This is a genomic window from Swaminathania salitolerans (assembly GCF_007988945.1).
GTDB lineage: Bacteria > Pseudomonadota > Alphaproteobacteria > Acetobacterales > Acetobacteraceae > Swaminathania > Swaminathania salitolerans.
Genome location: NZ_BJVC01000002.1, coordinates 198,361 through 215,276, shown reverse-complemented (window position 1 = coordinate 215,276; position 16,916 = coordinate 198,361). Strand labels below are relative to the sequence as shown.

The following is a 16,916-nucleotide window of genomic DNA, read 5'->3' as shown; positions in this document are numbered from 1 at the left end:
GGGCAAGGCGACGGGGCCGGGCAACAGAAAGGAAAACCGCCATGGACGGCCAGATCTTCCACACGGTCGATATTGCCGTCACCGTGCCGGGAGACGCCACCGCGCCCGATCCGGCGCGTGGCTGGGGCGTTGCGCCCTGGGGCGCCCTCACGCGTCTGGCCGAGCCGCTCGAGGCCGTCGAGATCCTGCGCTTTTCGGATGTCGGCTATGTCAGCGAGACGCATACGGCCTGGCCGCCCCTGCTCCAGCAGGCCTACAGCCTCGACCGCAGGCTCGACCTGCGGCCCGACGCCCGGACCGGGGACGAGAGCTGGGGCGCGCTCGTCCTTTCCGACCCGAACGGTCTGCTCGATCATGTCGTGGCAACGCGGGTGGTCGATCACATGCCCATCCGTGTCCGTTACGGCAGGCGCGGCCGCGACGCCCTGCGGGGCTGCGCGATCGATCCGCCCGAGCGCGCCCTGCGTCCGGCGTTTTCCGGGCTGGGCCGGAGCTGGCAGCCCGACCGGCAAAGCGTGGAAATCGCCCTTGCCGACGCCACGGCCTGGCTCGATGCCCCCGCGCAGACGCAGGTCTACGCAGGCACCGGCGGCGTCGAGGGCGGGCCGGATCTGGCGGGGCGATACCGGCCCAAGCTCCGGGGCATCGCGCTCAACATCACACCGGTTGCGGTCGATCCGGCCCGCCTCGTCTATCAGCTGAGCGACGCCCCGGGCACGATCGAGGCGCTTTACGAAGGCGGTTTTGCTGGCGGCATCGCGTTTGCCGGGACGGTTGCGGACGTGTTCGCGCACGACCCGCCTCCGGGCCATTATGTGGTGCAGTCCGACGCCTCGGGATTATGGATCCGCCTCGGCACACGTCCCGTCTGGGCCATCACCCTCGATGCGACGGGCGCGCTGCCCGACGGCACGTCCGCAAGCGGGCTTCTCGCCCTGTTGCGCGGCGCCCTGCTCCAGGACTGCCAGCTCGCCCCGGCCCTTTTCGACGCGGCCTGGGAGGAAGCGAGCGCGGAAACCCCCTGGCCGGGCGGCTGGTACTGGGACGGCAATGCGCGCCTCACCGGGCGCGAGATCGCCGATACGCTGCTCGCGGGGCTGGGCGTGCGTCTCGTCGCCTCACGCACCGGCACGCTGAAACCCGTGGTGGTGCAAAGACCGCACGGGACGGCGGTCGCCCGGTTCGGGCCGCATAACGTGATCGCGGTGGCGCCGGTCGCGCTCGATGCGGTGCTCGACCCGCCGCCCGCACGGTGGCGGGTGGGCTATGCCCATGCCCATACGGTGCAGGCGCAAGGCTCGGGGCTGAGCCCGCAGGTCTCGCCCGCGCGGCAGGGCTTCATCGGGCAGGCCGACCGGCTCGCGAGCTGGGCCTCGGCCGATCTGCGCCGACGCTATCGCGTGCCCAACGATCCGGATCCGCTGGTGACAGCACTCGCGCGCGAGCAGGACGCGGCGGCACTCGCCGCCCGTCACGGGGCGCTCTGGGGCGGCACATGCCGCCTGCGGGCCATCACCGTGCCGCTGGATCCGGGCTATGCGGTGGATCTGGGCGATCGCGTCACCCTCGCCTTGCCCGAACATCCCGGGCGCGTTCTCTCCGCCCTCGTCGTGGGCGAGCAGATCCGCCCCGACGAAACGACGATGACCCTCCAGCTTCTGGTGGGCGAGAGCCTCTGACACACAGGAAGAACGATCATGGCCAGACTGGGCGCCTATCCGCGTATCGCGACGCTCGACGGGTCGGAGGTCGTGGTGGTGGAGCAACAGGGCTGCACGCGCACGCTGGCCCTGAAGGATCTCGCCCCTGCCCTGCCCGACCAGGCCTCCAGCGGGGTTTTCTTTGCCGATGACGGCGCGCGCATCGGGCGGATCGGCGACAGGCTTCTGGTCGGGGCGGCCGCCGACAACCAGGGGTTGCGCGACCGGGACACGACGCAGAACGACTGGCTCTCTTCCCTCATGGGCTCGACCTCGATCGGGGCCTGGGCGACATGGACGAGCACGTTCTCGGCCATATCGCGCTTCGGGGCCACGGGCATCATGGGCGCGTCCCGCACCTCCGACAGCCAGAACGAAAGCGGCTATATGGGGTTCGTGCCCTCCGCGATCGGGGTGGCCGCCTGGGGCGTGGCAGACGAGACGCAAAGCCCCACCACCGCCACGGCCTATGCCTATTACGGCGAGGCCTGGCGGATGCCCGGGGTGAACTACCAGCCGAGTTTCTGCATGGAGCTCGAGACCGTGAACATGGGCGGCCCCGCCTGGGGCGTGACGACGCCATTCCATCCCAATTGCGGCGGCGGCACCTATGCCATCCAGATCGGTTCGGGCGGCGGGCAGACCGAGGGCGCGAGCGATGCCGAGGCCGGGATCGTGTTCGTGCGCAATCCCGCGCGCCACAGAAGCGGCATCGTCTTTGCCAGCGACAGCCTGACCGGCACGGACGGAACGGATGGCTACGGCACCGCCATTGCCATGGCCACGCGCCAGGGCATCGAGTGGCGCACGGGCGAGACGCACGAGAACGTGCAGGGGCTGGATTCGGGGGCCATGGTCTTTTCCACCGTCTCCCGCTCGGAAAACGGCCAGCGCCTGCAGTTCTCCGATGACGGGGTGCTGATCACGAACATGGCCGGGCAGCTCCTGTTCTCGGTCTCGCCGCATACGGCGCCGAACAACACGCTCAACATCCAGGCGGGCAGCGGACAGGCGGCGGCCGGGCTCTATGTGCAGAAGGGCGAGAACGGCTCGGCCAATCTCGGCCTCTATCCCGGGCCGGGCGGCGAATTGCAGATCGCAAGCCCCGTCACGGGACAGGGCGCGCGCCTCTCCCTGAACGACCAGCCCGCGATGTGGCTGCATATCAACGTGAACGGCAAGTCTCTGCGCCTGCCCCTGTTCACCCCGGAACAGGCGGGAGGATGAGCCATGGAACCGATCCTCGACTCCGGACGGTGCCCGCTTGCCGACACCACCGGGCGGCTTTGTGCCTTCGGGTGGGAAAACGCCTTCGTCACGGGGCGGCTCTCGGCCAGCGCCGCGCATGCGGATCTCCCGGTCGGCAATCTCGCAACGCCGCAGGGCGCCCCCGCCACCGCATGGCGCGCACCGGGGCGCACCGCCTCGGTCACGCTGCATCCCGGCGCCATGACGGCATGGGACTGCGTCTCGCTGCATCGCACCAACCTGACCGCCACCGCGCGCTGGTCGGTCCGGATCTGGCGGGGCGCGACACTCGTGCATGACAGCGGCCTTCTGGCCGCCGATACGCGCGAGGGGCAGTCGGTCATGGTGCTGGACACGCCCGTGACCGGCGACCGGATGACGCTGCTCGTGGCCGATGCGGCCAATCCGGACGGGTTCCTTTCCCTGCCCCTCGCCTATGCCGGGCCGCTCTGGCGGCCGCAGCGCAACATGGCCTGGACCGGCGGTGAAAGCGCCGAGAGCGACGCCGATACCGTCACCAGTCTTTCGGGGGCGGAATACGTCACCCTGCGCTGGCAGCGCCGCGTGATCCGCATCGAGCATCGCAGCCTCGGCATCGAGGAGCTGCCCCGCATCCGCCACATGCTGGCGCAGGCGCGATCGGGCGCGAACATCCTGTTCATCCCGGATCCGGGCGCGGCCACCCGCAGCGGGGATGCGGTGTTCGGCCGGTGCGAGGCGGGCGAGATCACGGCCTCGGCGGGGGCCGCAAACCGCCGCGCCATCACGCTCACCATGAGGGAGAGACTCTGATGCCCATGCTCGGCACGTTCGTTCTGGAAATCGCCAACAACCCGGGAACATCGGCCTTCGCGCTCAGCGGCGCGCCCCCCGGGAGACGGGGATGGTCGGGCGCGTTTCCGGACGGGGAGGTCTATTACTTCGCCGATGACGGCACGCAGGCCGAATGGGGCATCGGGCGCCTGACCCATGGCACCCCCGCCACGCTGACGCGCGAAACGGTGCTGGGCACCACGCAGGACAGGGCAACGCGCCTGAATTTCACGGGCACGGTGCAGGTCTATTCGGCCCTTCCGGCCGAGGTCTTTCCCAGGCCCGTGACGCAGGGGCTGATCGTCGTGCCCGACCAGTCATGGAAGGCGCAGAGCTGCATTCTCGGCAGCGTGGATCTGACCCTGACCGCGCCCGTCCTGCGCGCGGAATTCAACGTCACCCTGCGCCTGAACGACATTGCGGCCACGGATACCGGCACGCAGGTGGCGCGCGCGATCGTGGCCATCCATACGATCGACGCGCAGGGCGTGGCCTCGATCCAGCCCATAGCGGCGGCAGGCAGCAATGTGCGCATCGATCGCGCGTCCTGGCTCGGCGTCGGGGCCACGACCCTGACGCACAGCGTGGCGGGCACCACGCTCCGCCTCGTGGCCAGCGTGCAGGTTCCGCCTGCGTCGAACCAGTCGGCTCTGCTCGGCATGACCCTGCAGGACGGCGCGCTCCTGTGGCTGAACAGCTGACCGCACACCCGCCTCCTCCGCCCCTGCTGCGGAGCTTTCCTTTTCCGGAGATCGCATCATGACATGGCGACCGAGCGCCAATATCCTGCGCCCCCGCAGCGGGGCGGCAGATCCTGCCTCCTGCCCGGGTGGCGGCCGGACCGGGCTGGCCTGGCCCTCTTCCGCTCTGGGCGGCGGGGGCGATTACAGCGTCGATTTCGACGGGCTTCTGGCCCCGGGCGAATACGTCACCGCCTTTGCCTTCTCGGCGGGCGATGTGGCCGATCAGGGCTGGACCAGTCTTTTCGGCACGATCGCGACCGCCTGGCTGCGCTGGACGAGCGCGGGCACCCACAGCATCGCCGTCTGTGCGCTGACGGATCGCGGCAACAGCTACCAGATCGAGGCCGGAATCACCGTCTCGTCACGCTCGGCGCTCTTTCCCGTGCCCCTGCCAGCGGCGCCCCCGTCCGGCGGGACCGCGCCTCCCGGGACCGGATCCGGGCCCGACGCGCCTGCCATCGCCCTGACCGGGGCCATCATGGATGCCTGGATGCGCAGCCTTCCCACCGATCCCGCCGAGGCCCCGGATGGCTGGTGCAACAATGCGGGCATTCCGACCCGGCTTGGAGAGATTTCATGAAGACGACCGGACATTCCGCCCGCATCGGGCCCATGGGGTATGCGCTCTTTCTCCCGGTGCTCTTTCTCGCGGCGGCCCTCCTCATGGCGGGGCTGTCAGGCGCAGCCTCCGCCCGGACGCAGTTCAGCCCGCCGGGCGGCCTCCCGCTCACGACGCAGATCGGCACGGCGACGAACAGCGACGGCACGCCCGCCGTAACACTCGGCTCGATGCAGGAGGGCCTGGAGGCGAACGGCCGGCATATCGCAGCCCTGCAGAACGCCATCCTGTCGCACGACGCGCTCGCGGCAGAGCTGGCGCCCTATCTCACGCAGGCCGAGGCCGAGGCGCGCTACGCCACGCAGGAGGCGGTTGCGGGTGCCATATCGGGTGCCGTGCAGGCCGAGACGGATCGTGCCGGATCCGCCGAGCGCAGGAATGCAGAGGACATCGCCGCGATCCGCTCCGGCTATGTGCCGACCGGCACGCTCAACACCGTGCTGCGCAGCTATGTGACCGGCAGCGGTCTGGACGTCGCCCTTGCGCCCTATCTCACGCAGGACGAGGCCGAGGCGGCCTATCTGTCGCGTTCCGGCGGCCGGACCTCGGGGCCGCTCAATGGCGTGGATTTCCTCGACGGGCTTGTCGGATCCTCGGCCCCGGGCTCGGCTGTGGTGCTCACCACCGATAACAGCGGGGCGGTGAACGGCGCGAACTGCATGCGGGTGCCCCCGGTCGGGATCACAGGACTGACCATCGTCGCTGCGGGCGTCTCGTCGAACGGGACCGATGCCGTCATGCAGAAATTCGACGGGGTGGCAGTCTTCACCGCGCACGGCACGCCGCTGATGGCCAATCAGGGCGCCTCCAGCAATTATCCGTCCTTCGGGTCTCCGGGGGCGTGGTCGGTGACGGCATCGGTCGATGTGCCCACGAGATGCGTCGTCATCACGGTCAGGGCGGGCGGCTCGGGCTCATGGAAATGGCGGGCCTCCATGCGGGCAGAAACCCTCCTGCCCTGAACGACAGCGCCCGCGCCGGAACCTGCCGGACGCTCCATCGCAACACCGACCGGTGGCGCCAGACGCACCGGATCCGGGCCGCCGCATCGCGCCGCCCGGCAAGGGGGAACCATGCCTGAAAACCTTACCCCGCAACCCTGGTGGGTCGCGGCCGTCGGCGCGCTCCTGTTTACCGTGCGCTGGCTGATCGGCTTCGGCGCATCGAGCGCAAAAGCCACCATCGAATCGCAGAAACAGGATCTCGCACGGCTCAATGCCCGCGTCGACAAACTGGAGGAACGCGAGAAGGAATATCTCGCGCTGATCGAGGAGTTGCGGGCGCAGAATGGACTGCTCCGGGATGCGTTAAGACGCCAGGAGGCGGTGGCGCCGGAGTAGGCGGAGCTAGAAGACGATGCTCAGTTATCATGGAGCAATAACCGAAAACAGCCGCAGCCTGCGCTCGACCGGGGTGACACTATCTGGCAGCGCTACGCCCCAAAAAGTGGCCGTCCAACTGGCTATCAGCGAATTGCAGAAGCCACCGTCTCCGTCGAGGCTCGCGCTACAATCGGATAGCTACGATCAGTGGCTCGACGATGCACTTTGGTTGCCAACTCGTGGAAAGTCGATGCGGGATCCAAACATCGAGTCGGAGCATATTTTAGATTCCCACGCGGTATGCCAAACAGTAGTCTCTCTCCGCGAGGAGGCGCTATGCACTTACATTCCTATAGGCTGCGAAATTTTCGACGGCTTCATAACGTGCATGTTGAACTCGCGTCCGAGATCTCTATCTTCGTCGGGGCGAACAACAGCGGGAAGACATCTGCCACGCAGGCGATACAAATGTTCCTTTCCGGCGGCAAGGACAGCTTCTCGCTATATGATTTCAGTTCGCACGTTTGGCCGGTGCTGGACGAAATCGGCGCACGTGTGGGCGAGATCGCGGAGAACGATGTGCCGTGCGTCTCGCTCGACCTTTGGTTCGAAGTAGGGGCCGACGATCTCTACCTTGTTATTCCGCTTCTGCCCTCGACAGCTTGGGCAGGGAAGCTTGTTGGCGTCCGCATCGAACTCGCGCCGAAGAGCGTTACGGAGTTAATGCAGCGTTATCGTTACGCGCATGACGACGGCCGCGCAAAAGCGGCAGCCCTAGACAACGGCCCTGGCGATTACATGCCTTGGCCCAAATCGCTTTCCGATTATCTGCTGCGAGAACTGAAGAGCGAATACGAACTGCGCTACTTCGTACTTGATCACACACAATTCGACGCAACGTTCCAATCTGTGGCGGGGTACGAACCCCTACCGCTTGGAAATGAGCCGGGCGGCGCTGCAGTGCTGAAGTCCCTCATCAAGGTCGACTTTTTGCACGCCCAGCGACATCTTGCGGATCCGTCCGCCGCTACCGGGGGTGGGCGCTCAGAAGATTTGTCAAGACGGCTGAGCCGCTTCTATCAACGCAATCTAGATCAACGTCAGGACGATCATCAGGCGCTCAAAGCACTCTTCGATTCCGAAGTGGGTTTCAATAAGCATCTCGCCGAAGTTTTCAAAGACACGTTGGAGAGATTGGGGCGGTTAGGTTACCCCGGCCTCAACAACCCGCGCCTAGAAATTAAGTCGGCCCTCAACCCCGCATCCATCATGACTCAAGACGCGCGTGTTCACTACATCGTCGGGAGGGGCGCGCAGCCAATCACGCTGCCCGACACATACAATGGGCTCGGATTTAAAAATCTGATCTATATGGTAGTCGAGGTACTCGACCTTCAGGAGCGCTGGAGAGCCGAGGAGGAGAAGCGAGCGCCGCTGCATCTCGTTTTCATTGAGGAGCCTGAAGCGCACCTCCACGCGCAATTGCAACAGGTGTTCATCCGCAACATTCTTGAACTAATGGACATACCGGATGAGGCAGGCGGCTCATTTGCAAGCCAAGCCGTCATCACAACGCACTCCCCGCATATTTTGTACGAGCGGGGTTTCAAATCCATTCGCTACTTCCGGCGTGATCTTATCGGGACCGACCAGGTTACCGAGGTGCTGAACCTCTCCGCCTTCTATGAGCTGGAAACCGAGCATCGCGACTTCTTGCAACGGTATCTGAAACTCACCCATTGCGACCTCTTTTTCTCAGATGCCGCTGTGCTGGTGGAGGGCAACGTCGAACGGCTGCTTCTCCCAAGTATGATCGAAAAGGCAGCAAAGTCGCTGCGATCCTCATGTATCTGCATTCTGGAAGTTGGCGGAGCATTCGGCCACAAATTCAAGTCTCTGATAGAATTTCTTGGGCTCGTCACGTTGATAATCACCGACGTTGACAGCGTTTCTTTGCTGCCCGCCGATCACGCGGGCGACGATGAAGACGATGACGAGTTTGAGGTCGAAGTTGAAGCGCCAACGGTCGAGGCAGCCAGTGAGTTTGATGAATTAATAGAAGGCGCCAACCGAGCTCCAGCCTTCCGGTACGGAAAGAAGTGTCTACCGAGCGTGCCGGGGGCGGTCTCGTCCAATCAAACTCTAGTGAGATGGCTTCCGGCGAAGCAGACGATCGCCGAACTTTTTGCCGCCCCGGATCATGAAAAGGAAACGCCGCAGGAGGGAGAGACCCGTGTTCGCGTGGCTTATCAAACGCCCGTTTCCGTCGCATGGAACGGTCAGAACGCAGAGCTTGCCGGCCGCACATTAGAAGAAGCCTTCGGGCTTGAGAACGCTGTATGGTGTCAAGGCGTCGGCCAGAGAAAACTGGGTCTGCGTCTGCGAGGCGAGATAGCGGACCCCGCAGCGCTGGCGGCGGGATTGCACAAGCGCGTCAGTGGCGCGAAGTTCGATAAAACGAAGTTTGCTCTTGGTGTGCTTACAGCGCCACCGGAACAGTGGAAAGTCCCAGCTTACATTAGCAATGGCCTCACGTGGCTTAAGGCGCAGGTCGATCTTGAAACCGAGGCCGAGCTTGAGGGGCCCATGCTCGGTGAGTAGTCGCGCTCAACAACCTGATACGCAGGCTGATTTAGATCTTCGGGATTGCCTTCGAGCGCAGCCGCCGAGCAGCTTCAACATGATAGCGGGAGCGGGCTCGGGGAAAACCACCTCGCTGATTAAAGGCCTAGCCTCAATACTCGCAATCCACGGCGAGCGCCTTCGCCTTCGTAGGCAGCGCGTGGCGTGCATTACCTACACCGACACTGCAGCGAGAGAGATTTGGACAGACGTAGGACATAATCCGCTCATACACGTTTCCACAATCCACAGTTTCTTGTGGTCGATCGCGCGCGGTTTCAAGAAGGACATTGCAAATTGGGTGGCGGTCAGGATTCAGGAGCGGATCGACGAATTGCAGCAAGCAGCAGCCGGTTTCGGGCCGCGCGTTCAGCAAAGAACGAGGGACAAAAACGCTCGCGATATTGTACGTTATCAGAAGCAAAATGCAGCCATTGCGACGGTCCGCAGCTTCACTTACGGAACCGGTAGCGATTACGCCAAAGGTATCCTAGGCCACGACGATATTATTAAAGTGTCGTCGCGGTTGATGATCCATAGCCCGTTGTTTCGTACGCTCGTGGCTCAACAGTTCCCATTCGTATTCGTGGACGAGAGCCAAGATACCTTCCCGATCATCGTGGAGGCGCTGATAGCGGTTCAGCGGCAGGAGCAGGCGCGCTTCTGCTTGGGCTTTTTCGGCGACCCCATGCAGCGCATCTTTACCACCGGTATCGGTACTATTCCTCAACAGGACGATTGGAAAGCAATTCCGAAGCCCGAGAACTTCCGATCGCCTGCTGCAGTGTTAAACCTCGCAAATGCCATCCGCCGCGATGGCGACGAACTGGTTCAGGTGGGGGGGCGGAAGCAGAAAAATGGCGAGCAGGAGGTGTCGGTCGTCGGCACCGCTCGCTTGTTCGTGCTTCCTACAGACGACCATCGCGACGAGCGTGTGGCCCAGGTCCGGGCCTGGATTGCTCGTGCGAATGGAGATGAACTATGGCTGCCCGCCGCAAACGGCGATCCCGTAAAAATGCTGGTAATCGCGCACCGCATGGCAGCCAAGCGGCTGGGCTTCGGAGACCTTTATGCGGCGTTGAATGACAAGGCGCCGGAGGCTTTCAAGAGCGGCTTTCTGGATGCTACCGCTTGGCCGTTGCGTCCTTTGGTTTCGTTTCTTCTCCCGATCGCGGAAGCTACCCGCGATAACCGAGACTTCGATGCAATACAGTTACTTCGAACTCACTCGCAACTGCTGGCAAAGGATAACCTAAAAGGGGTAGATGTCGCCAAGCTACTCAATCAACTCCGCGAGGCAAGCAACCAGCTGGCGGAGTTGATGGGGCCACAATCGCAGGCGACCATTCGCGACGTATTGGTGCTTGCGACACAATATAAGCTTCTCGCTTTTGATCCGAGGCTCGCTGCCTATCTCGAAGACATTGGAGCCGATGCAGTCGCCGAAGATTGGCCCACAGACGGCAAACAGGAGGGAGAGGAAGGCCCTTCCATTGAGATCAACGCCATGGCTGCTTTTCTCGCCTGCCCAGCCAATCAGCTCCGCCCCTACCAAGCCTATGTCAATGAAGAGTCTCCTTTCTCTACGCAGCACGGGGTGAAAGGCGCAGAGTTCGATCGCGTGCTCGTCGTGCTCGACGACGACGAAGGAACCCACCCTCAGTTTTCCTATGAAAAATACTTGGGACTGAAGGAGCTTTCGAACCGTGATAAAAAAAACCTAGAGGAAGGGAGCGAAACAAGTGTCGAGCGGACAAGACGGCTTTTCTACGTTTGTTGCACACGCGCCCGACAGGATTTGGCGGTTGCTCTGTTCGTGTCTGACCCCACGTCTGCGGCAGCACACATTCGCGGCCTCGGGCTTTTCCCGGAAGCAGACATCCTTGTCCTGTAATCTCTCATAGGGAATTAGTGTTGAACGCCGTCCTTCGACAAAAGCCGTTGTTCGGCCTGCCGCGCATGACTGGCAAGAATATCGCAAGTGCGAAAAAACGGATAGCCCTGTCGCCGACGTTCCTTTCCGCATTTCAACCTGTACGCTTGACGGTAGTCGCTTCGGTCTCAAGCATTCCTATGATCACTCTCTAACAACCAGAGTAACCAACTGACTACCGCCGCTCAGCCGATGAGAGCTGGGGCAAGGACGAAAGCCGACCATCGCCCTTTCTCTTCCCCCCCCAAAGCCGCCCCACCCGGGCGGCTTTTTTTGTTTCGGAGACACGACTGATGACGACATCACTGGAAATCGCCCTGGCGTTCCTGCGCCGGGGCGATATCGAAGGGCTGCGTCTTGCGCCCTATCTCTGCCCTGCCGGACACTGGACGATCGGTATTGGCAATCGTGCGCTTGCCGATGGATCGCCCGTCACAGCCCGCACCAAACCGATCAGAGAGACCGAGGCGGTGGCACTGGCGAGCCAGACCCTTGCGGGGCTGCGCTTGACGCTTCGTGCCGCAGTCGAAGTGCCGCTCACTGCCTGGCAGGAAGCCGCACTGCTCTCCTGGCAGTTCAACATCGGCAGCGCGGCGATGCGCCGATCGACGCTGATCGGTCTGCTCAATCAGAAACTCTATTCAGCCGCCGGGCAGCAGCTTCTGCGCTGGGACAAGGCGACGGTGAATGGCCGCCTGGTGCCCCTGCCCGGCCTTCAGCGGCGCAGACGGCTCGAGCTCGCCATCTATCTCGGCCGGCCAGTTGAGGGCGTGCCGTTCGTGGCCTGACCGGTCAGAGACATCCACTTGCACAACCCGTGAAAGGAACTGCAGCAATGAATTCGGATCTGCAGCAACTCTATGAATCCGTTCTACCGTTCCTGCCCGCTCAAACCGCTAGCGATCTGACGCTGATCGGAGCGTTTCTCGTCGCTCTGTGCGCCGTCGTAGCGCGCTACTGGCCGCGGCCCGCTCCTGGGTCGAAATGGCTGTTGCTCTACGGGCTGGTGAACAGCATCGCGATGAACAGCAAGCATGCCGTCAACGCCGACGACACCAAAAACCCGAAAAACTAGCGCCTTATCTCTCCGCGCTCCTGGAAGACGGCGCGAGATGCTGGCTGGATCCGCTCCGCAAGATCAGAGGCAACATCCATTCGACCATCCCACCGGGCTCCGATCGCCCCTCGTCGGATAGCGCTACCTCCTCATAAAGCTTCGCGCAGCGATCACACCGCAGGCGCTCGGCAATGTCGTTCATCCGGCAATGCGCGATATCGGGCCGGTTTTCCAGCAGGAGCCTCAAGCCCGACACGGCCAATGCTCCACAACTGCATCGCGAATGAACCCACAGACCCCAGTCAGCCGCAAGGCGCGCCGGCATGGTGGCGAGTTTCTTGTCGAGTGCAGGATGGGGCGAGGCCGAACGCATCATAGCACGAACATAATGAGAACAAATCAGGCGCGTCAATCAGAAAAAGCGAACGCGCCGGATCAGGGTTTCCCCCTTTTGCCAAGGCCCGACGGGGCAAGAAGCGACGGGGGCAAGGCTGCGCCAACAGCCTCGCCGGGTGTGAAAAGCACCCACAGGAAAACCTGCCCCGCCAACCGCTGCAGCGGCGGGGCTTTTATCGAGAATCAATCCCATGGAGTCCAATTTCCGGCCGACTCCGGCCGTCAAACCCGTCGCCCCCTACCTGGGAGGCAAGTCGCGCCTTGCTGCGCGTATCATCCAGCGGATTCGCGCTGTCCCTCACGAGACCTATGTCGAGCCGTTCATAGGCATGGGCGGGGTGTTTTTCCGTCGTCCCTTCACGGTAAAGTGTGAGGTCATCAACGATCTCAACCGGGACGTTTCCAATCTGTTCCGCATATTGCAGCACCACTATGTGCCGCTCATGGACATGTTGCGCTGGCAGCTCACAAGCCGTGACCAGTTCGAATGGCTGCTCGCTGCAGTGCCAGAGAGCCTGACTGACCTGCACCGTGCGGCACGTTTCCTCTATATCCTGAAGACGGCATTCGGTGGGAAGATCAGGCGGCCGGGCTTCGGGGTCTCACTCGGGCCAGCCCGGTTCGATGTGCAGAGCCTGGGCACAACGCTGGAGGAGGTCCATCGGCGACTGAGCCGGGTGGTCATAGAATGCCTGCCCTATCACGATATCCTGTCCCGCTATGACCGACCGGGAACTTTGTTCTACCTCGATCCGCCCTACTGGGGATGTGAACGGGATTATGGCGCTCCGTTCGCCCGCACAGATCTCGAAAACCTGGCCCGGATACTCTCGAAAATCGAGGGCCGGTTCATCCTTTCCCTGAACGATCGGCCGGAAGTGCGCGAGATGTTTGCAGCCTTCGGGATCGAGGCTGTCGAGACATCCTATTCCATCGCCGGGACCGCCAAGGGCCGAGGGAGGGTCGGGGAAGTCCTGATCAGCAACGGATGAGCGCGGGAGAATTTCTACTCATTTTCATACATCCCATACACTCCGCCTTTTTGCGCCTCATACTTGCCCTGCGCCGGAGGGAGCCAGGAACATCCGATCACCGTCCTCCATCCTGAAAAGGAAGACGGCATGGGCCTCGTTGAGGCAACACGCAGACACGCCGGGCTGGAACAGCCCGGCAACGGAGAATATCAGCAGATCACCCCTTCATCACCGGGGCAGGCTCGAAAGCTCAGGCGTTCGGCGTGACCATGCCTGATCTACCGGTCTGTTTCTCGGCCGGCGACACGTTTGATGAGGCGGTAAATTAGATCATACCTGCGAAGGAAAGGCGAGGCAGGACCGGGTCGGCCTGTTACATCTGCGCGGTCGCTCCTCTCAGGATGCCCGTAGAAGCTCCTTCCCGCAGCCAGGAAGCCGCCATCTCGATGACCTGTTCCGGGTTCAACCGCTCGGGCCCCTTCATGGCGCATTCCCACACCTCGAACACCCGCCAGCCCTGCCCGATCAGCTTCTCGCGGTTGCGCGCATCACGCGCGCGATTGCCTTCGATCTTTTCGCACCAGAACTCCTGCCGGGTGGACGGCATGCGGAACAGCGAGCAGTCATGGCCGTGCCAGAAGCATCCCTGGACGAGAATAACGGCTTTCCATTTCGGCAGCACGATATCCGGCCGCCCCGGCAGGGTGCGATCGTGAATCCGGAAGCGGAATCCCTGTGCATGCAGGGCCTTGCGCAGCATGATTTCCGGCTTTGTGTTCCTGCCCCGGATGCCCGACATCATCCGGCTGCGAACTTCCGGCGTGACGATGTCAGCCAACGGGCACCTCGACACTGGCCGATGACAGCTCGCGGCGGCGTGCCGGATCCTCGGAGGTCTGCATGACCGTGCGTATATGGGGGGCCATGGCCTGCGCCAGATATTCCACTACCGGCACGACAACAGCATTGCCGAACTGCCTGTAGGCCTGGGTGTCGGACACGCCAATGCGGAAGGGTCTCCCTTCCCGTTCGAACCCCATCAGACGGGCGCATTCCTGCGGTGTCAGGCGGCGTGGACGCTTGCCGTCCTGCCTGATCAGGATCTCGGAGCCATCCTTGTGGTAGCGGGCGGAAAGTGTTCTGGCGATATCCTCCGGGCCACAGAGTCCAAAGCCGAAACCATTCCCCTTGGCTTCGTGTTTGGCGCGATAGTTCTGCAGATAGGTCCAGAGATGCTCGGTCAGGGTGTATTTCGGCGCCACAAGCTCATTGGGCTCGAGAATATCGCCCAGACGCGGGCCTTGCTCCGCCGCGGGAAGTTCTAGAGCGTCGAGATCGAAATCCGTTTTCTCGCGAAAGCCCACAATAAAAATCCGTTCGCGCTTCTGGGGCACCCAAGGGGCTGAGCTGATCACACGGCTCTGCACATGATATCCCAGCTTGTCGCGCAGGGTGGCCATGATGACCGCAAATGTCCGGCCCTTGTCATGGCTGCGCAGATTCTTGACGTTCTCGAGCAGGAAAGCAGCGGGCCGGTGATGCGCGATGATCCGGGCTGTATCGAAAAAGAGCGTGCCCTGCATGTTGCACAGAAAGCCATGCGGTCGACCCAGCGCATTCTTTTTTGAAACGCCGGCCAGGGAAAATGGCTGGCAGGGAAAGCCCGCCAGAAGCACGTCGTGTTCCGGCACCAGTTCCGGGTTTTCCGAAAAAGGTCTGATGTCCCCGCTGATCTCATGATTGTCAGGGTAGTTCAGGGCATAGGTCTCACGAGAGAAACGGTCCCATTCGGATGTGAATACGCAACGACCGCCAATTCCCTCGAACCCGATGCGCAGGCCTCCGATTCCTGCAAACAGATCGATAAAACGAAAGCCGGGTTGAACCGCACGCTGGCTGCGACGACGCTCCGCAACCATGGTTTCAAGCAGACGCATGACCGGCGGCGAAACCCTCTGTCGTCCCTTTTCATAGCGATTGGCCGTGCTTTCGCTGATCCTCAGTTTCCCGGCGGCTTCCTTCAGGGTAAGCCCGGCCTGCTCTCTCATGAGCGAGAAACTGGTGCGTGCATCGGGAAAAAGTGACATTCTGGCCTCTGGGAATATTTTGGTCATTTGTACAGTTTTTCTCCCGGCAGACAATACCCTGTTCGTGACATGTTCCGGTTTTGACCAGACTCGACGCCCATCAGCTGCCAGATTAGGCTGCGGTAATCGAGCCGGTTCGTCCGGCCGCAAGGCAGAGCAGGCATTGAATATGAAACGCGGGCGGCTGGCAGATGAGTTTCTTGGCGTTGTGTCCAAGGTGATCAGCGCGGTTGAGGCCTCACCGGCGAAGTCCCATCAGCATGAGTTCAATGGTTCGCTGGCCCTGCGAGCGCTGTTTGGCGATGATGACAGATTGGACTTCCAGACGCGGTTCATCTGGCTGAATGAAGACGAGCAGCCGGTTACTGTCGACGGATCGCTCAGCTGGTATGACTCCCGGCGGGCACATCCGACCCGCACCGAATACCGCCTGTACTACAGGGACAACGAGGTCACTCTCCTGATGTCCCCTGGGGATCTCTTCTATCTCGCTCTCCGCCCTGACGGATCTGCGCTGGTGATCATCACGGCTGCGGAGGGCACGGTAAGAAACCAGCTGGACTGGCTGTTCGGCATTGACGGAAGCGCGTCGAAGAAAGGCTTCGTTTTCACGGAAGTCGGGGAAACGAACAATCCGGAGCTCGGTTTTGCCGCACGGTATATCCTCGACGAGCTGGGGCTCGAACAGGCGGAACCCGAGGCGGATTATCTGGACGGGCTGATTGATCAATTCGGTCTGGTGTTCCCGAAAACGCAGGTCTTTTCGACACTTGCCCGGCAGTCGCTTCCGGAAGTTTCTCCTCTCGACGATCCCGATCTGGCTCTCATTTCCTGGATGGAACGCGAGGAGCAGCTGTTCCGCCGTCTCGAGCGCCGGATCGTTGCGAGCCGGATTGCGGGCGGCTTCATGCAGGAGGACGGGCCGGATGTAGAGGGATTTCTGGGCTTCTCCCTGAGCGTCCAGAACAGACGCAAGGCGCGCGCAGGCATGGCACTGGAAAACCATCTCGAGGCAATCTTCACCGCATGCAGCATCAGCCACGAGCGCGGGGCGAAAACCGAAAACCGCAACCGGCCGGATTTCCTGTTTCCCGGCACGACACAATATGCGGACCCGCAGTTCCCGGCATCCCGGCTCACCATGCTTGGCGCCAAATCGACGCTGAAGGACAGATGGCGTCAGGTACTCTCCGAAGCAGTCCGTATTCCGGGGAAACATCTGCTCACCCTCGAGCCAGGAATATCAGAAAACCAGACTGGTGAGATGCAGGCAAAAGACCTGCAGCTCGTTCTGCCTCAGAGCCTGCACACGACATTCAGGCCAGCGCAGCAGCAGTGGCTCATGAACCTGAGAGAGTTTATCGATTTGGTCAGGGAAAGACAGGAAGAAGCCCTCTTCTGA

General features: G+C 62.5%; 16 protein-coding genes. 14 read left to right on the top strand and 2 right to left on the bottom strand.

The annotated features are described in order from the left end of the window. Positions 1-41 precede the first annotated feature (41 nt). The 13 genes from SSA02_RS05020 (at position 42) to SSA02_RS12990 (ending at position 13,756) form a co-directional block, all read left to right on the top strand. Positions 42-1,679, top strand: coding sequence for a hypothetical protein (locus SSA02_RS05020; RefSeq protein WP_147092854.1), 1,638 nt, complete (start codon positions 42-44; stop codon positions 1,677-1,679). Positions 1,680-1,697: 18 nt separating this feature from the next. Then, positions 1,698-2,927: a hypothetical protein gene (locus tag SSA02_RS05015; RefSeq protein WP_147092853.1), complete on the top strand. Its 1,230-nt coding sequence runs from the start codon at positions 1,698-1,700 to the stop codon at positions 2,925-2,927. A gap of 3 nt (positions 2,928-2,930) precedes the next feature. Beyond that, positions 2,931-3,740, top strand: a complete 810-nt coding sequence (locus tag SSA02_RS05010; protein ID WP_147092852.1) for a hypothetical protein — start codon at positions 2,931-2,933, stop codon at positions 3,738-3,740. After that, the gene (locus tag SSA02_RS05005) at positions 3,740-4,462 is read left to right on the top strand and encodes a hypothetical protein (RefSeq protein WP_147092851.1); all 723 of its coding nucleotides are present in this window, start codon (positions 3,740-3,742) and stop codon (positions 4,460-4,462) included. The genes SSA02_RS05010 and SSA02_RS05005 overlap by 1 nt, the downstream gene beginning before the upstream one ends. Positions 4,463-4,520: 58 nt before the next feature. Continuing rightward, entirely contained in the window at positions 4,521-5,084 is a 564-nt protein-coding gene (locus SSA02_RS05000) for a hypothetical protein (protein ID WP_147092850.1), read from the top strand. Then, on the top strand, positions 5,081-6,085 hold the full coding sequence (locus tag SSA02_RS04995; RefSeq protein WP_147092849.1) for a hypothetical protein: 1,005 nt from the start codon (positions 5,081-5,083) through the stop codon (positions 6,083-6,085). The genes SSA02_RS05000 and SSA02_RS04995 overlap by 4 nt, the downstream gene beginning before the upstream one ends. A 111-nt stretch (positions 6,086-6,196) precedes the next feature. Further along, positions 6,197-6,463, top strand: a complete 267-nt coding sequence (locus tag SSA02_RS12695; protein ID WP_186807682.1) for a hypothetical protein — start codon at positions 6,197-6,199, stop codon at positions 6,461-6,463. 282 nt (positions 6,464-6,745) lie between these two features. After that, the gene (locus SSA02_RS04990; RefSeq protein WP_306345095.1) at positions 6,746-9,046 is read left to right on the top strand and encodes an ATP-dependent nuclease; all 2,301 of its coding nucleotides are present in this window, start codon (positions 6,746-6,748) and stop codon (positions 9,044-9,046) included. Continuing rightward, the gene (locus SSA02_RS04985) at positions 8,970-10,961 is read left to right on the top strand and encodes a UvrD-helicase domain-containing protein (RefSeq protein WP_456316335.1); all 1,992 of its coding nucleotides are present in this window, start codon (positions 8,970-8,972) and stop codon (positions 10,959-10,961) included. Before SSA02_RS04990 ends, SSA02_RS04985 begins: the two co-directional genes overlap by 77 nt. 332 nt (positions 10,962-11,293) lie before the next feature. After that, positions 11,294-11,788, top strand: coding sequence for a lysozyme (locus SSA02_RS04980; protein ID WP_147092847.1), 495 nt, complete (start codon positions 11,294-11,296; stop codon positions 11,786-11,788). A gap of 47 nt (positions 11,789-11,835) precedes the next feature. Beyond that, positions 11,836-12,075: a hypothetical protein gene (locus SSA02_RS04975; protein WP_147092846.1), complete on the top strand. Its 240-nt coding sequence runs from the start codon at positions 11,836-11,838 to the stop codon at positions 12,073-12,075. Between the two features lie 569 nt (positions 12,076-12,644). Beyond that, entirely contained in the window at positions 12,645-13,445 is an 801-nt protein-coding gene (locus tag SSA02_RS04970) for a DNA adenine methylase (protein WP_147092845.1), read from the top strand. 188 nt (positions 13,446-13,633) lie between these two features. Beyond that, positions 13,634-13,756 carry a type II toxin-antitoxin system HicB family antitoxin gene (locus tag SSA02_RS12990; protein WP_306345096.1) on the top strand — a complete coding sequence of 41 codons (123 nt, stop codon included), beginning with the start codon at positions 13,634-13,636 and terminating at the stop codon, positions 13,754-13,756. A gap of 44 nt (positions 13,757-13,800) precedes the next feature. Here SSA02_RS12990 and SSA02_RS04960 read toward each other — a convergent pair whose 3' ends face one another. After that, positions 13,801-14,265 (bottom strand): very short patch repair endonuclease, encoded by a 465-nt coding sequence (locus SSA02_RS04960; RefSeq protein ID WP_147092844.1) that lies wholly within the window; start codon positions 14,263-14,265, stop codon positions 13,801-13,803. Beyond that, positions 14,258-15,514, bottom strand: coding sequence for a DNA (cytosine-5-)-methyltransferase (gene dcm, locus SSA02_RS04955; RefSeq protein ID WP_147092843.1), 1,257 nt, complete (start codon positions 15,512-15,514; stop codon positions 14,258-14,260). The genes SSA02_RS04960 and dcm overlap by 8 nt, the downstream gene beginning before the upstream one ends. Between dcm and SSA02_RS04950 the strand changes: the two genes are divergently transcribed. Then, entirely contained in the window at positions 15,474-16,916 is a 1,443-nt protein-coding gene (locus tag SSA02_RS04950; protein ID WP_246103645.1) for a type II restriction endonuclease, read from the top strand. The genes dcm and SSA02_RS04950 overlap by 41 nt on opposite strands.

Bases quoted from the DNA above. Each gene is read 5' to 3' on its own strand.
- SSA02_RS04950 (WP_246103645.1), top strand. From the start codon at position 15,474: ATGAGCGAGAAACTGGTGCGTGCATCGGGAAAAAGTGACATTCTGGCC.
- SSA02_RS04990 (WP_306345095.1), top strand. From the start codon at position 6,746: ATGCCAAACAGTAGTCTCTCTCCGCGAGGAGGCGCTATGCACTTACAT.
- SSA02_RS05000 (WP_147092850.1), top strand. From the start codon at position 4,521: ATGACATGGCGACCGAGCGCCAATATCCTGCGCCCCCGCAGCGGGGCG.
- SSA02_RS04980 (WP_147092847.1), top strand. From the start codon at position 11,294: ATGACGACATCACTGGAAATCGCCCTGGCGTTCCTGCGCCGGGGCGAT.
- SSA02_RS05020 (WP_147092854.1), top strand. From the start codon at position 42: ATGGACGGCCAGATCTTCCACACGGTCGATATTGCCGTCACCGTGCCG.
- SSA02_RS12695 (WP_186807682.1), top strand. From the start codon at position 6,197: ATGCCTGAAAACCTTACCCCGCAACCCTGGTGGGTCGCGGCCGTCGGC.
- dcm (WP_147092843.1), bottom strand. From the start codon at position 15,514: ATGTCACTTTTTCCCGATGCACGCACCAGTTTCTCGCTCATGAGAGAG.
- SSA02_RS04985 (WP_456316335.1), top strand. From the start codon at position 8,970: ATGGCCTCACGTGGCTTAAGGCGCAGGTCGATCTTGAAACCGAGGCCG.
- SSA02_RS04995 (WP_147092849.1), top strand. From the start codon at position 5,081: ATGAAGACGACCGGACATTCCGCCCGCATCGGGCCCATGGGGTATGCG.
- SSA02_RS04975 (WP_147092846.1), top strand. From the start codon at position 11,836: ATGAATTCGGATCTGCAGCAACTCTATGAATCCGTTCTACCGTTCCTG.
- SSA02_RS05005 (WP_147092851.1), top strand. From the start codon at position 3,740: ATGCCCATGCTCGGCACGTTCGTTCTGGAAATCGCCAACAACCCGGGA.
- SSA02_RS05010 (WP_147092852.1), top strand. From the start codon at position 2,931: ATGGAACCGATCCTCGACTCCGGACGGTGCCCGCTTGCCGACACCACC.
- SSA02_RS04970 (WP_147092845.1), top strand. From the start codon at position 12,645: ATGGAGTCCAATTTCCGGCCGACTCCGGCCGTCAAACCCGTCGCCCCC.
- SSA02_RS05015 (WP_147092853.1), top strand. From the start codon at position 1,698: ATGGCCAGACTGGGCGCCTATCCGCGTATCGCGACGCTCGACGGGTCG.